Origin of the sequence: Ideonella sp. BN130291 (assembly GCF_036231905.1) — a bacterium.
GTDB lineage: Bacteria > Pseudomonadota > Gammaproteobacteria > Burkholderiales > Burkholderiaceae_C > CAMLIZ01.
In genome coordinates this window covers 387,171-400,625 of record NZ_JAZARE010000004.1, presented here as the reverse complement: position 1 = coordinate 400,625, position 13,455 = coordinate 387,171, and the positions used below count along the sequence as shown (strand labels likewise).

The window sequence follows — 13,455 nt, the reverse complement described above, 5'->3', positions numbered from 1 at the left end:
ATTTCCCCCATCTTTGGTGGATGCACAAGAGGCGGCATGAATCACTTCAATGGACGGGAGGAGCTGGACCGCCGCGCGGTGCTGGCAGCCTTGGGCGGCGTGGCAGCCGGCGTGGCGTGGCCGGGCCGCAGCTTGGCGGCGGCCTACCCCAGCCGGCCGGTGCGGCTGATCGTGCCGTCGGCCGCGGGCGGTTCGCCCGACGCGATCTGCCGCGTCCTGGCCGACGAGCTGCTGGCTGCGCTGGGCCAGGCGATCGTGGTGGACAACAAGCCTGGGGCCGGTGGCGCGATCGGCATGGGCGAGCTGGCGCGTGCGCAGCCCGACGGCTACACCCTGGGTTATGCCAACGTGGGCACGCTGGCGATCAACCGCTCGCTCTACAGCAAGCTGCCCTACGACCCCGATGCGCTCACCGGCATCGCCCTCACCGGCACGGTGCACAACGCGCTGGTGGTGAACCCCGCCCTGCCGGTGAAGACGGTGCAGGAGCTGATCGCCCACGCCAAGGCGCGGCCGGGCAAGCTCACCATGGGCTCGGCCGGCAACGGCACCACCGGCCACCTCGGCGGCGAGCTGTTCAAGGCAATGACCGGCACCTTCATGGTCCACGTGCCCTACCGCGGCAGCCCGGCCGCGCTGCAGGACCTGCTGGGAGGGCAGATCGACCTGATGTTCGACAACCTCGCCTCCATCGGCCCGCACATCCGCAACGGGCGGGTGCGGGCGCTGGGCGTCAGCGGCGCCCGGCGCTCGGCCTACTTTCCCGACCTGCCCACGATCAACGAAGCGGGCGTGAAGGGTTATGAAACCACCGCCTGGGGCGGGCTGGTCGGGCCACCCGGCCTGCCAGCGGCCATCGTGACGCTGCTCAACCAGACGATCAACCGCATCGTGGCCACGCCGGCAGTGCGCGAGAAGTACGCCCGCCTCGCGGTGGAGACCATGGCGTCGCCGCCGAACCTGATCATGACGATGGCGAAGGTGGAAACACCCCGCTGGGCGGATGTGGTGCGGCGCTCCGGTGCGAGGGTGGATTGAGCTTCGCCATCCGCCACGCCGAGGTCATCGACGGCACGGGCCGGCCGCGTTTTGCGGCCGACGTGCTGGTGGCTGACGGCACCATCGCGGCCTTGATGCCGCCGGGCAGCGCACGTGCCGACGACATCGTCGACGCACCAGGCCTGGTGTTGTGCCCCGGCTTCATCGACGCGCATTCGCACGACGACCTGCTGGTGCTGCAGTCGCCAGTGCCGCACCCCAAGCTCAGCCAGGGCGTGTGCACCGTGGTCACCGGCAACTGCGGCATCAGCCTGGCGCCTTTGCTCACCGACCACCCGCCCGCGCCGCTGGACCTGCTGGGCAGTTCCGCCGAGCGATTCGCCTGCTTCGCCGACTACCTGGCGCGGCTGGATGCCGAGCGGCCCAGCGTGAACGTGGCGCCGCTGATCGGCCACACCAGCCTGCGGGTGCGGCACGTGGCCGACCTGTCACGCCCGGCCAGCGCCCACGAAACGGCCACGATGCGGGCCGAGGTGCAACAGGCGCTGGACGCCGGCGCCTTTGGCCTGTCCACCGGCGTTTATTACCCGCCGGCGCGTGCCGCCGGCATCGAGGAGCTGCTCGCGGTGTGCGGCGCGCTGAAGGGGCGCGACGCGGTGCTGGCCATGCACATCCGCGACGAAGGCGACCACATCGACGCGGCGCTGAAGGAAGCACTGCAGGTGGGCGCAGCCAGCGGCGCCCGGCTGGTGCTGTCGCACCACAAGGTGGTGGGCCCGCGCAACCATGGCCGCACGCGCGAGACGCTGCGCATGATCGAAGCGGCGGCGCGTCTGCAGCCGGTGTGTTTCGACTGTTATCCGTACGAAGCGGCATCCACCATGCTGGATGCCGAACGGGCGGCGAGGGTGGGCGACGTGTTGATCACCTGGTCCACGCCGCACCCCGAACACAGCGGCCGCAAGCTGCGCGACATCGCGGCCGACTGGAGCGTGGACCTGAAGGCCGCCGCGCAGCGGCTGGTGCCGGGTGGTGCCATCTACTTTTCCATGGCGGCGGAGGATGTGGAGCGCGTGCTGGCTCACCCGTTGTGCATGGTCGGTTCGGACGGCCTTCCGCACGACCGTCATCCGCATCCCCGGTTGTGGGGCAGCTTCCCGCGCGTGCTGGGCCACTACAGCCGCGAGCGTGGGCTGATGACGCTGGAGACCGCCGTGCACAAGATGACAGGCTGGCCGGCACAGCGCTTTGGCCTCGTGGGGCGGGGCACCATTGCCGCCGGCCAAGCCGCCGACCTGGTGCTGCTGGATGCGGCCCGGGTGCGCGACACGGCGAGCTACGACGAGCCGCAGGCCGCCGCCGCCGGCATCGAGGCGGTGTGGGTCAACGGCCGGCTGGCGCTGCGCAATGGCGAGATCACCGACAGTCACGCAGGCGTTCGCCTGCGGCCTGCCCGATCACTGGCCGCCGGTGCCTGACACCTGCGATGCCATGCGGGTGCGGGCCTGTGTCGCCTCCCAGCGCTTGGCCGCTTCCACCACCTTGGCAAAGGCCTCGCCGTCCTGCAGCAGCGCTTCCTTGGTGTGCTTGTCCAGCGGCGCTTCCACGCCCGCCTGGTCACGCGGCATGCGGTCGTCGCGCACGGCCCTGAGCAGGCGCTGGATCTCGCCGGCGGCGTGCGCGGGTGTCTGCAGCAGCACCAGGCGCTTGCTCTTGTCCGGGTTGTTGGGCACGTGGCATTCGCTGCACTGGCCTTCGCGCAGGCGCAGTGCCAGCGTCTTGTAGGACGCGTCGAGCTGGTTCAGGTAGGGGTTGTCAGCGCGGAACAGGCCGTCGAACACCGTCACCTTGGGCTGGGTGCGGCCACGGTCGTCCGTCCACATCCACTGGCCGTCGAAACGCGGCGCCGGCACCGGCTGCGCAGCGACCAGCGGTGCCTGCTTGCCGAACACGGTGAACTGCGCCGCCTTGACCTGGCGCTTGCCACCGTCCCACCAGAACAGCACCTCGTTGGCGCCCTGGTACATGGCCCACTTCTCGGCCTCGTGCCAGAAGGGATACGGGAACTGGCCGGGCTGCAGCCGGTTGCGGAAGGCCACGCGCAGGCGGATCTGGAACAGGCCCTCGCGCTCCACGTAGTCCACCGTGTGCTCGCCGTTGAACATGAACAGCGGCAGGTACATGCCGGTGAGCACGTCGGGCGCGAACTGGGTGAGCGAGGTTTCCTTGAGCGACAGCGACGCATCGCGCTGGCGGCCCCACAGCACCACGCTGGCGAGCTGGCGGCGCACCGCGGAGTCGCCGAACAGGCCCTGGCGGCAGGCATCGAAGGCCGCCTGGTCGCCGGTGGAGGCCACCGGGCAGGCCTGCGACAGCTCAGCCGCCAGGTCGGCGGCTGCCGCGCGCGCCGCGGTCCAGGTGCTGGTGTCGGGTGCGGCCGAGGCCGCGGGCAGGAATGACAAAGCCCATGCGGCTGCTGCCGCAGCCGCGATTGCTCGCGTGTTCACGATTTTTCCCCTGATGGTTCGGCTCTAGCCGACGAGTCGTCCGAAGCGGTCGATGACGACCATCTCCACGTATTGCGATCCGGTGGTGTTATCGGGGCCGAAGGCCACGCGGTAGCCGCCCAGGTCGGCGCGCAGGTTGGCCAGCGTGTCCTTCAGGCGCGCGCGGCCCACGGTGCCGCCCTTGGCGGCCTGGCGCGCGGCTTCCACCGCCACGCGGCCGGCGATGTAGCCCTCGAGCGTGGTCACGCCCAGCTTGGTGCCGTTGCCGAAGGCGGCGAAGTCGTTCTTGGCCTGCGCGACCACCGCCACGCCGAGCGCGGTGGGCCGCGGCACCACCAGGCTCATCACCACGCTGCGGTTGCTGTTGGCCAGGCCGTCCACCAGGTCCTGCCCGGCAAACGACGACGCGAAGAACATGCCCGGGTACTTGGCCGCGGCCATGTGCTCGGTGATCTTGATGATGGGTGCCGCGTTGGTGGTGAACAGCACGCAGTCCAGGTTGGCGGCCATCAGCTGGTCGGCCACCGGTTGCAGGCTCTTGGCGTTGCGGTCGATGCCGATCGCGGCCGCCGGCTTCACGCCCACCGCGTCCAGCGCCTGCGTCATCGCGGCGAGGTTGGCCTTCGAGGTGTCGCCCAGGTACACATACCCGACGCGGCGCAGGCCGAAGTCGCGGATGTAGGTGACCATGCGCTTGTATTCGACGTCGTAGCCCGCGCGCACATGGCAGGCCGGCGCCTTGGCGTTCTGGCGGATGCCCATGTTGCCGCTGGCGGTGCCCAGCAGCGCGATCTGCGCCTGCTCGATCGCCGGCAGCGACGCTTCGGCCGCGGCGCCGCTGGTCAGGCCCACGAGTGCGGCCACGCCGGAGTCGATGAGCTGCTTGACGTTGCCGACGCAGCGGTCCTTCACGCCGCCATCGTCCAGGGTCTGCAGCTCGAAGCGCAGGCCCTTGGTGCCCTCGGCCTTGTTGGCCGCGGCAAAGGCGGCGGCGATGCCGTCGCGGATCTCGGTGCCGTACTTGGCCTGGCCGCCGGACAGCGAGGCCGACTGGCCGAAGGTGACGACGCCGGCTTCCGCCCGCGCGTTGCCGTGCAGGCCGCTCAAGGCGCCAGCCCACAGCGCCGGTGCGCTCAACAGAAGGTCGCGTCGTTTCATGTTCTTCTTCTCCGGGGGGTCAGCCGACCAAGCGGCCGTAGCGGTCCACGGCGATCAGGTCCACGTAGCGCGAGCCTTGCATGCTGCCGGCGAACTCGACCTTGTAGCCACCCAGGTCGGTGCGCAACCCGGCCAACGACTCCTTCATGCGGGCGCGGGTGACGCTGCCCACTTTCTGCGCCTGCAGCGCGGCTTCCACCGCGATGCGGCCGGCGATGTAACCCTCCAGCGTGGTCATGCCCATGCGGGCGCCCTGCACCAGGGCGATGTCGCGCTGGCACTGGTTGACCACGTTCACGCCCATGGCCGTGGGCCGCGGCACCACCATGCTCATCACGCAGCTCTGCTGCTTGGCGGTGAGCGTGTCCACCAGGTCCTGGCCGGCGAACGAGGAGGCGTAGAACAGGCCGGGGAATTTGGCCCGGTGCATGTGGTCGATGATCTTGGCCACCGGGCCGGCGTTGGCGGTGAACAGCACGCAGTCCAGGCGGGCGGCGAGCAGCTCGTTGGCCACGCCTTCGAAGGAGGTGCTGTTGCGGTCGATCGCCAGCGTGAGCTGCGGCTGGATGGACAGCGCGGCCAGCGCCGCGCTCATCGCTTCGAGGTTGGCCTTGGAGGTGTCGGCCAGGGTGACCACGCCGACGCGGCGCAGGCCGAAGTCCTTGGCGTAACCGACCATGCGCTTGTATTCGGCGTCATACCCGGCGCGCACGTGGAAGGCGCCGTTGTTGTTGCCCGAGCGGATGCCCATGTTGCCGCTGGCGGTGCCGAGCAGGGCGATCTGCGCATCCTCCACCACGGGCATGCAGGCCTCCGCGCCCGCGCCGCTGGTCAGGCCGATGAGCGCGGTGACGCCGCTGTCCACCAGCGACAGCGCGTTCTGCAGGCAGCGGCTGCGCACGCCACCATCGTCCAGCGTCATCAGCTCGAAACGCACGCCGGTGGTTGCTTCGTTCTTGTTGGCGTTGGCAAACGCGGCATTGATCCCGTCGCGCACGTCCTTGCCGTAGCTGGCCTGGCCGCCGGTGAGCGACGCGGACTGGCCGAAGCGCAGCACTTTGCCGTTGGCGGCAAAGGCGCTGGCAGCGCCCAGGCCCAAACCACCCATGGTGCCCGCCGAGGCGGCGAGCATGAAGTTTCTGCGCTTCATCGTGATCTCCCTGAGCGCGCCATCGCGGCGCATGCCCTGCTCATCGGCCGATCAAGAAGCACCGTTCAACGGAATTACTCCACAAGACATTTGAAGCATTTGGTTGCAAGATGGACACATCCCGTCTGGAGGCCCATCTCGATGCGAACCCTGCCCACTCTTGCCCGCTCCCTGGTGTTGATCGGCGCTGCCTTGTGCGCCAGTGCCGCGGGCGCCGTCGAGCTGCGCGGCTTCCGCGGTCTGATGTGGGGTGATGCGCCGTCCTACCTGGGGCCGGCGCAGCTGGTGCAGGCCGAGGGCAGCGTGGCCTGCTACCGGCGCGAGAACGAGAACATGCTGTTCGGCGACAGCCCGCTGTCGGCGGTGCGCTACTGCTTCAACCGAGACCGGCTGTTCCTGGTGGTGCTGGATTCAACGGTGAACCTCAACGGCCTGCTGGCCGACTTCAAGAGCGGTTACGGCGCGCCCGATGTGCAGACCGCGGCGTATGCGCGCTGGGGCGGCGCCGAGGCCAACCTGATGGTGGACATCAGCACGGCGGCTCCCGGCGCCGCGGCCACGATGCGCATCGTGGCGAACGAGTACGCGCGCTAAAGGCGCAGCCGCGCTCGGCTCAAACCGTTTCTTTCTGCGCCCGGGCCTGGGCGAGCGCATGGTGACGCGACATCTCCGTCGCGAGTTCCAGCTTGCCGTATCGGGCCAGTCCCGCGAGCGCGTCTTCCAGCACGTTCGCGGGATCGCCCTGCCCCAGCTTGAACTGCACCTGCGTGTCGAGCACGGTGGCCCGGAACGGCACGATGGCGGTCGCGAGTTGCTCGAAGCGCGGGCCCATTTCCTCGATGCTCCAGGGGTTCGGGTAAGGGGCGTCGACGTGGCGAATCAGCGTCTCCAGCGCTTCACGTGCAGCACCTGGGCGCTCGTCCAGTTCGATTTCGACCTTGAAGTGCACCGCCTGGTAGTTCCAGGTGGGGGCGTACCGCCTCTCGCGCAACCATGACGACGAGATGTAGCCTTGCGCGCCGGAGAACGCCACCAGGGCCCGGCGTTCGCGCTTGACCAGTTCCACCTGCGGATTGAAACGCGAGAAGTGTCCGATCAGCGTGGCGCTTCCTGCGGCGTCGCGTTGCAGCACCAGCGGCAGGGGCGACGCTTGCAAGTCCCCGTCCACGGCGCTGATGACCAGCGCCAGCGGGTAGGCGGCCACCATGCGGTCGATCTCGCTGTCGGCGCTGGGACGGAAGATGTCCGGTGTGTTCATGCAGTTCAGTGATGGGTAGTCAATGGGGGTTCAGCGCGCCGCAGCGGTCGGCCGGGCGGGGGAGCCTCCATGAGAGAGCAGTGAGCTTTGGTGCTCACGCACACGGATCTGAGAAAGGTCCCGCGCGTGAGGCGCCTTTTCGACGCGCTGTATGACGGCACGCGCCCGCTGGTGCCTCTGTTCGAAGGTGATGTGCCGCGCCGGGGCCGACCATGCCGGGGTGACCGCAGGTCAGAGCTTGACCGGCCCGTCGCCCGAGGAGGGCGCGGCCGCATCCCGCGCCAGCTGCTGCCGCGTGCGGTCCACGTACTGGTCCGCCCGCGCGATCTGCTCGCGGATGATGGTGTTGTTCTGCCCCATCACGTCGATGGCCTTGGCGCGGAAGGTGTCCATCGCGTCCATGGCCTTGAAGGTCTGGTCGAACATCTCCTTCAGCTTGTCGATGCCGAGCATCGGGTTCTGCGCGAACTGGGTGGTGTGGTCCACATGCTGGTTGAGGGCGCGGCCGGTTTCGCTGATCAGGTTGCCGATGGTGGTGTTCACGCCCGAGAGCATCTCCATCACCTTGATCTGGTTGCCGGTGGCGCGCGCCACCGTCTGCGCCACGGCCAGCGCGCTCATGCCGGTGGTGGCCACTCGCGTGCAGCCGTTCATCATCTCGCGGCCGGTCTTCTTGAGCACGTCGAGCGCCAGGTAGCCGTTGATGCACACCGCCTGCTGGGTCTGGATGTCCTGCAGGTTCTGGCGCGCGTAGAACAGCACCTCCTGGCGCAGGGCCTGGGCCTTCTGCGGATCGGTGGCTTCCAGCGCCTGCACGCGCTCGGCCAGGCGGGTGTCCAGCGTGGTGGCAAAGCGTGCCGCCGCCGCCAGCTTCTGCATCGCCTCCCACAGCTTGCCGCGGGTGGATTCGATCTCCACCACGTCCTTCTGCAGCTCGTCGCGCGCGGTGTACAGCTGCGACATCGAGGTCTGCAGCTGCTCTGCGGCGCTCTGGTATTTGCGGAAGTAGGCCTGCAGCTTGTTGCCGTAGGGGATGATGCCCAGCAGCTTGCGCGGCTGCAGCAGGTCGCCGTCCTTGCCGGGGTTCAGGTCGTCGAGCTGGGCCCGGATCTCGCCGATCGCCTGGTAGGCCGCGCTGCCTTCCATGCCGACGAAGTTGCGCTGCATGAAGCGGCCCTGCATCAGCGCCGAGGCGTTGGAGATCTCCTCCTTGCCGAGCGCAAAGGCGCTGTCCAGCTTGGCCTTGAAGCCCTCTGAGTGCAGGTCTTCCTGCATCAGCGCGTCGATGAAACGCAGCACCTGGTTGTCCACCGCCTGCTGCACCTCGGGCTTGAGCGGTACGGCCTCGCGGCTTTGTTCCGCCGGCACCGGGGTGATGACGGTGGGCGGCTCCAGCTGGAACACCGGGGCGGCCGTGGCGGTCGCCGTCGGCTTGGGTTGGGTCTCGCTCATGAGCGCGGCTCCTTGGGCAATGGCGAATGCTCGCCGAATTTCTGTTTCACGAACTCGGAATGCGTGAGGAAGGCCTGCGCATCCTGCGCGGCCAGGTCGTCGCCGAGCTCGCGCACCTTGGCCTCCAACTCTTCCAGGGTGTCCTTGAAGATCTCGGTGGCCGTCTTGCCGTTGGCCAGCACCTTGCCGGTGGCGTAGGCGGCCGGGATCGACAGGTAGGTGTTCAGCGCGTCGGGCAGGTAGGTGATGGCGATGCGGCGGGCGTCGAAGCTGTCTTCCAGGGACAGCTGGCCACGCGAGCGCTCCCACTGGTGCAGCAGGCCTTCGAGCGCCTTGCACAGCTCCAGCACACGCCCTTGCAGGCTGGCCGGCATGCGGTTCTCGGGGTTGTACTGCGTGAGCTGGCGCACGCCGTGCAGCGCACGCTCCATCGCTTCACGCGCGCTGCCTTCGTCGCTGAACTGGAGCGCCTCCCAGGCGGGCGCCGACCACTTCGGGAAGCCCCACCACAGCCCGCCGGCCGTGAAGCCCGCGGCATATCCCAGTGCGGCCACGGCCAGCCCGGACAGGCCCACGAAGCCCGTCGCCTTGAGCACCAGCACGGCGCTGGCCAGGCCCAGACCGCACCAGTTGGCGGGTGAGCCGAGCCAGCGGAAGAGGCGATCCATCACTGGTAGGCCCGGATGTCCTTGAACACGCTGTACAGCGGCGTGCGGCGCGCGTCGAACACCCGGCCGCCGGTCACCGTCACCAGGTCCTTGAGCGCCTTTTCGTTGGCCTCGCCGAACAGCACCATGAACACCGGGATGCCGCGCACGTCTTCCGGCAGCGCGGCGTAGTCGCGCTTGAACTGCTCCAGGCTGCGGCCCTGGTTGTTCTCGCCGTCGGTGAAGGCGACCACCGAATACTGGTAGTCCGGGTTCTTCTTCTTTTCCTCGACCATGTGCTCCAGCGATTGCAGCACCGCGTCATACAGCGCCGTGCCGCCGGTCATGCGCAGCTTGTCGGCAAAGTCGCGCACGTCGGCCAGCACCTTCTGCTTGGCCTCGCTGTCGGCCTGCAGCTGCACGCCCCTGGCGCTGGCCGAGCCGGCCGGCACCTCGAAGTTCACCAGACCATACGGCCGGTCGGCAAACGGCTGCAGCCACAGGCGCTCGCGATTGGTCAGCTTGGCGATGCGGCCAGTGAGCGACTCATCCGCGCCGGCCACGTACTGGATGGCCTGCACCAGCTGGCCACGGCGCCCTTCACGCTCCATGCTGCCGCTGGTGTCCAGCACGAAGGTGGAGGCGATCGGGCGGCGGAATTCGTTCAGGTACGCCGCGATCAGCCCGTCGGCCAGCGCACGGTCGGGCGAGAACGGCAGCTCCACCCGCATGCCCTGCTGCGGCAGCACGTCGGCCACCTTGGCCGCCACCTCCGGCACGATGGGCCGGCGCAGGGTCTGGCGCGCCAGCCACAGTTGAGCCGGCTCGCTCTTCAAGTAGGCCACCACCTTCTGGTAGTCCTCCCGCCGGGCGTCGTTGAGCAGCATCAGCGGATAGTCGGCCGTGCTCACGCCCTCATGCGGGTACACCAGCACCAGCTTCTCGCGCAGCTTGCCGGACTGGTTGAGGCTCAGCAGCCAGCTCTCGTAGTTGATGAAGGCATTGACCCGCACACCCTGCTGCGCGATGAACTGCTCCGACAGGTAGGTGGAGTTGTCGCCCGGCAGCTTGTAGCCCTTCAAGAAGGCGGCGATGGCGCCACGGTCCACGTCGGCGGCACTCATGGCCTCGGACTTTCCGCTGGCCGCCGCCACCACCCCCATCAGCGCCATGAAACCCTGGTTGGAGGTCGCCGGGTTGGACAGCGCGTAGTTCAGCTTGCCGGTGCGGGCCGCTTCGGTGATCTCCTTCCAAGTGACCTTGGCGGCCGCGTCGGGCGTGTCCCAGCCGAGCTTTTTCGCCGCGGACTCGCTCACGCCCACGGCCATGGGCGACAGCATGATCTTGTCCTGCAGCTTCACGCGCGACTGGCCTTGCGCGTCCGACAGCAGGTACTTGGCGTTGGCGAACCAGGCCACGTCGGCCTTGGCGTTGCCGGTGAGCACGGCCTCGGTGCTTTCCATGGTGCCGCCGAACTGCAGCTTGAGCTTCACGCCGGTGGCCTTGAGCACCATGTCCTCCAGCGGCGTGATGTCGCGCAGGTCGCTGGTGGCCAGCACCTTGAGCTCCGCCACAGCGGCGGCGGGCGGTGCCTCGCGGGGCGCAGGCGCGGGCTCTTCCTTGCGGCCGCAGCCGGCCACCAAGGCGACGGACAGGCCCCAGCCCGCCCAGACCAGCCACTTCGTTTTCATGCAATGCCTCCCTGTTGCTGCGCCGGTCAAGCGCCCGACGCTCATTGGGCCCCCTTGGCGGCGCGCGCCGTCCCCCCCGAGGGGGAGCGAGCGCCTTCGGAGCGGCCGCGCGACGCTCACTGCGTCATCTCCTTGGCGACCACGTCGATCATCTCGGTCATGATCTCGGCAGACGGCGGATCGATCACCTGCGACACCCGCGGCTCGATCGCCAGCCCGGTGGGCTTGACGGCCTGGGCGAAGCGGTCCACGTCCGCGATGCGGAAGCCGTATTCCACCGCGATGCCCTGGAGCTCGGCGTTGGCCGACAGCAGCGCGCCCAGCGCCTTGGCGCGCTCGCTGGTGGCCACGAACACCACCTTGTTGATGATGGTGGGCTGCGGATACAGCAGCACCATGTCGGCGGCCACGCCCTTCTTGGTGAGCGCGTAGCTCACCAGCTGGTTCTCGTAGATGAAGGCCATGGGCGTCTTGCCGATGCCGATGGAGACGTAGTCGTCGAAGTTGCCGTTGACATAGTTCTCCTGGTAGCCCTGGCGCTTGAACAGCTCGGCCAGCTTGCGGGCTGCCTGCTGCGCGGTGGCGCGGTCGGTGACCACGTCGCCGTTGAGCGCATGGCTGGTGAGCGCCAGGTACATGGCGGCGGAGTTGCTGCGCCGCACGTCGGTGGTCGACACCAGCACGCTGCGGCTCACGTCGTAGGCCGCCGCACCCTTGAAGTCCTTCCAGCGCTTCTTGGCCAGCATGGCCTCGGTGAGCTTGGCCATGTCCACGCCATACACCTTGGGCTGCATCGGCCTGGCCAGGCCGTTGGCCACCAGGATCTGCGCGATCGGCTCCCACGAGGCGATGACCATCGGCGTGTAGAACGGCGAGAACTGCGCGTTGCCGATGTTGGCCTGGCGCGCCGCGTCCACGATCTGGTTGGCAGCCACCACGCCGGAAGGGAAGAAGAAGTCGGGCGTGGAGCCGGCCACCACCTTGGCCGCCATGTCGCGGCTGCCCACGCGGGTCACCTTCACCGGCAGGCGCTGGGCCGCCAGGATCTTCTGCACCCGGGGGTCGTTGAAGAAGGGCTCGACGTCCAGCGCAATCAGCCCGGCCAGGGGGGCGACGGCGGCCAGCTCGGCCGTCTGCTGCTGTTCGATGCGCTGCTGCTCGTGGCCGCGGAAGGAGAAAAACAAGGCCGCCCCGAACGCCGCCAGCAACGCCAGCGTGATCAGCGCCTTCACCGGTTTGGACATGCCGCTGTCATCCCTCTCGGCTGCACCTGCAGCCCGGCGCATTATGGGGCGCTGGCGCCCGTTTCAAGGCTCAGTGCCCGCCCGGCCGCCCGTAGGGCGCTGACGCCCCCCTGGGGGGCAGCGAACAAGGTGAGCGTGGGGGCCCCACTCACTTCCCGCCCGGCCGCCCGTAGGGCACTGACGCCCCCATGGGGGGCAGCGAACAAGGTGAGCGTGGGGGCCGCAGTTACTCGCCGAGGTCGGCGGTGCTCTCGCGGATGGTGATGCTGGGCGCCGTGCGCTCGATCACCAGGTGGGTGCCAGCATCGGCCGCGACACTGGCCTGCACGACGCCGGCGTGCTTGCGCTGCGCGGCCGCCTGCCGGCGCTGGCCCTTGGGTGCGGCGGCCACGGCGGTGACCGGGGGCTCGCCTGCCAGCCAGCGGCGGATGTTCAGCGCATCCAGCGCCCGCTCCGACGAGCCCATGGCGCCCATCAGCACCACGGCCACCGTGCGGCCCGCGGCCTGCAGCCGCATGCTCAGGCAGCGGCCGGCTTCATTGGTGAAGCCGGTCTTGGAGGTGAGGATGTTCCAGCCGGGCGAGCCGACCAGGCTGTTGGTGTTCTTCACCGCCCACACATGGCCGTTGACCATGACCGCATGGCGGCGCTTGCTGGTGATGTCGGTGATCACCGGGTAGCCGCCGGCGGCGCGCACCACCTTCACCATGTCCAGCGCGCTCGAGCGGTTGTGGGGCGAGAGGCCGGTGGGCTCCTCGATCAGCGTGCTGGCCAGGCCGAGCGTCTGGATCTTCTGCTGCACGGCCGCGAGGAACGCGTCCATGCCGCCGGGGTAATGGCGTGCCAGCGCGGAGGCCGCATGGTTGTCCGACGCGATCAGCGCCAGCTCCAGCAGCGCAGCGCGCGACAGCACCGTGCCCACGCGCACGCCGGATCGCGTGTGCTTGAGCGTGTCGATGTCGGCTTCGCTGATGCGCAGGCCTTCGTTGGGGTCCTGCTGCGCGTCCAGCACCACCATCGCGGTCATCAGCTTGGTGAGCGAGGCGATCGGCGCGGCGGTGCTGCCGTCTTTTTCCAGCAGCACCTCGCCGGTGGCTTCGTCCACCACGATCGCATGGGCCGAGCCCAGGCGCAGGTCCGACCAGGAGGCGGCCTGCGCGCTGCCCATGAAGAGCAGTGAAACCAGGGCGATGGCGGCAAGACGGTGCATGAAAGGATTGTCGACACCCATGGTCACGGATTGACACTGCCTGGACAGGCATGCCGTGATGAAACACACGCCAGGCAGAGCCAGCAACGAAGATGCCCACGGAAGCCCCCTGTTCAGGGGCCGCCGTGGGCATGGCAGG

Annotated in this window: 12 protein-coding genes; 3 read left to right on the top strand and 9 right to left on the bottom strand. The window is 68.9% G+C overall.

What is annotated here, in order from left to right; genetic code table 11:
- The first annotated feature begins 36 nt into the window (after positions 1-36).
- Together VPH43_RS10990 and VPH43_RS10985 are read left to right on the top strand one after the other, a co-directional pair.
- The gene (locus VPH43_RS10990; protein ID WP_328577731.1) at positions 37-1,038 is read left to right on the top strand and encodes a Bug family tripartite tricarboxylate transporter substrate binding protein; all 1,002 of its coding nucleotides are present in this window, start codon (positions 37-39) and stop codon (positions 1,036-1,038) included.
- Positions 1,035-2,477, top strand: coding sequence for an N-acyl-D-amino-acid deacylase family protein (locus tag VPH43_RS10985; RefSeq protein WP_328577730.1), 1,443 nt, complete (start codon positions 1,035-1,037; stop codon positions 2,475-2,477). Before VPH43_RS10990 ends, VPH43_RS10985 begins: the two co-directional genes overlap by 4 nt.
- Here VPH43_RS10985 and VPH43_RS10980 read toward each other — a convergent pair.
- From VPH43_RS10980 to VPH43_RS10970, 3 genes are read right to left on the bottom strand one after another with little or no spacing between them, the layout of a single operon-like run.
- Entirely contained in the window at positions 2,457-3,506 is a 1,050-nt protein-coding gene (locus VPH43_RS10980) for a hypothetical protein (RefSeq protein WP_328577729.1), read from the bottom strand. The two genes, VPH43_RS10985 and VPH43_RS10980, sit on opposite strands and share 21 nt — an antisense overlap.
- A 24-nt stretch (positions 3,507-3,530) precedes the next feature.
- Complete coding sequence (locus VPH43_RS10975; protein WP_328577728.1) at positions 3,531-4,664, bottom strand: ABC transporter substrate-binding protein; 1,134 nt, start codon at positions 4,662-4,664, stop codon at positions 3,531-3,533.
- Between the two features lie 19 nt (positions 4,665-4,683).
- Positions 4,684-5,814 carry an ABC transporter substrate-binding protein gene (locus tag VPH43_RS10970; RefSeq protein WP_328577727.1) on the bottom strand — a complete coding sequence of 377 codons (1,131 nt, stop codon included), beginning with the start codon at positions 5,812-5,814 and terminating at the stop codon, positions 4,684-4,686.
- A gap of 141 nt (positions 5,815-5,955) precedes the next feature.
- Between VPH43_RS10970 and VPH43_RS10965 the strand changes: the two genes are divergently transcribed.
- The gene (locus VPH43_RS10965; RefSeq protein ID WP_328577726.1) at positions 5,956-6,408 is read left to right on the top strand and encodes a hypothetical protein; all 453 of its coding nucleotides are present in this window, start codon (positions 5,956-5,958) and stop codon (positions 6,406-6,408) included.
- A 19-nt stretch (positions 6,409-6,427) separates the two neighbouring features.
- Here the strand turns inward: VPH43_RS10965 and VPH43_RS10960 are convergent, their stop codons facing one another.
- The 6 genes from VPH43_RS10960 to VPH43_RS10935 all read right to left on the bottom strand — a co-directional run bounded on the left by VPH43_RS10960 (position 6,428) and on the right by VPH43_RS10935 (position 13,316).
- Positions 6,428-7,072, bottom strand: coding sequence for an FMN-binding negative transcriptional regulator (locus tag VPH43_RS10960; protein WP_328577725.1), 645 nt, complete (start codon positions 7,070-7,072; stop codon positions 6,428-6,430).
- A 231-nt stretch (positions 7,073-7,303) separates the two neighbouring features.
- On the bottom strand, positions 7,304-8,524 hold the full coding sequence (locus VPH43_RS10955) for a toxic anion resistance protein (protein ID WP_328577724.1): 1,221 nt from the start codon (positions 8,522-8,524) through the stop codon (positions 7,304-7,306).
- Entirely contained in the window at positions 8,521-9,192 is a 672-nt protein-coding gene (locus VPH43_RS10950) for a hypothetical protein (RefSeq protein ID WP_328577723.1), read from the bottom strand. The genes VPH43_RS10955 and VPH43_RS10950 overlap by 4 nt, the downstream gene beginning before the upstream one ends.
- Positions 9,192-10,862 carry a vWA domain-containing protein gene (locus VPH43_RS10945; RefSeq protein WP_328577722.1) on the bottom strand — a complete coding sequence of 557 codons (1,671 nt, stop codon included), beginning with the start codon at positions 10,860-10,862 and terminating at the stop codon, positions 9,192-9,194. The genes VPH43_RS10950 and VPH43_RS10945 overlap by 1 nt, the downstream gene beginning before the upstream one ends.
- A 116-nt stretch (positions 10,863-10,978) precedes the next feature.
- Complete coding sequence (locus tag VPH43_RS10940) at positions 10,979-12,106, bottom strand: hypothetical protein (RefSeq protein WP_328577721.1); 1,128 nt, start codon at positions 12,104-12,106, stop codon at positions 10,979-10,981.
- Between the two features lie 226 nt (positions 12,107-12,332).
- Positions 12,333-13,316 carry a serine hydrolase gene (locus tag VPH43_RS10935; RefSeq protein WP_328577720.1) on the bottom strand — a complete coding sequence of 328 codons (984 nt, stop codon included), beginning with the start codon at positions 13,314-13,316 and terminating at the stop codon, positions 12,333-12,335.
- Positions 13,317-13,455 lie beyond the last annotated feature (139 nt).

Excerpts from the sequence above, each read along its gene's own strand:
- VPH43_RS10990 (WP_328577731.1), top strand. The coding sequence starts at position 37 with ATGAATCACTTCAATGGACGGGAGGAGCTGGACCGCCGCGCGGTGCTG.
- VPH43_RS10975 (WP_328577728.1), bottom strand. The coding sequence starts at position 4,664 with ATGAAACGACGCGACCTTCTGTTGAGCGCACCGGCGCTGTGGGCTGGC.
- VPH43_RS10970 (WP_328577727.1), bottom strand. The coding sequence starts at position 5,814 with ATGAAGCGCAGAAACTTCATGCTCGCCGCCTCGGCGGGCACCATGGGT.
- VPH43_RS10965 (WP_328577726.1), top strand. The coding sequence starts at position 5,956 with ATGCGAACCCTGCCCACTCTTGCCCGCTCCCTGGTGTTGATCGGCGCT.
- VPH43_RS10960 (WP_328577725.1), bottom strand. The coding sequence starts at position 7,072 with ATGAACACACCGGACATCTTCCGTCCCAGCGCCGACAGCGAGATCGAC.
- VPH43_RS10955 (WP_328577724.1), bottom strand. The coding sequence starts at position 8,524 with ATGAGCGAGACCCAACCCAAGCCGACGGCGACCGCCACGGCCGCCCCG.
- VPH43_RS10950 (WP_328577723.1), bottom strand. The coding sequence starts at position 9,192 with ATGGATCGCCTCTTCCGCTGGCTCGGCTCACCCGCCAACTGGTGCGGT.
- VPH43_RS10945 (WP_328577722.1), bottom strand. The coding sequence starts at position 10,862 with ATGAAAACGAAGTGGCTGGTCTGGGCGGGCTGGGGCCTGTCCGTCGCC.
- VPH43_RS10940 (WP_328577721.1), bottom strand. The coding sequence starts at position 12,106 with ATGTCCAAACCGGTGAAGGCGCTGATCACGCTGGCGTTGCTGGCGGCG.
- VPH43_RS10935 (WP_328577720.1), bottom strand. The coding sequence starts at position 13,316 with ATGCACCGTCTTGCCGCCATCGCCCTGGTTTCACTGCTCTTCATGGGC.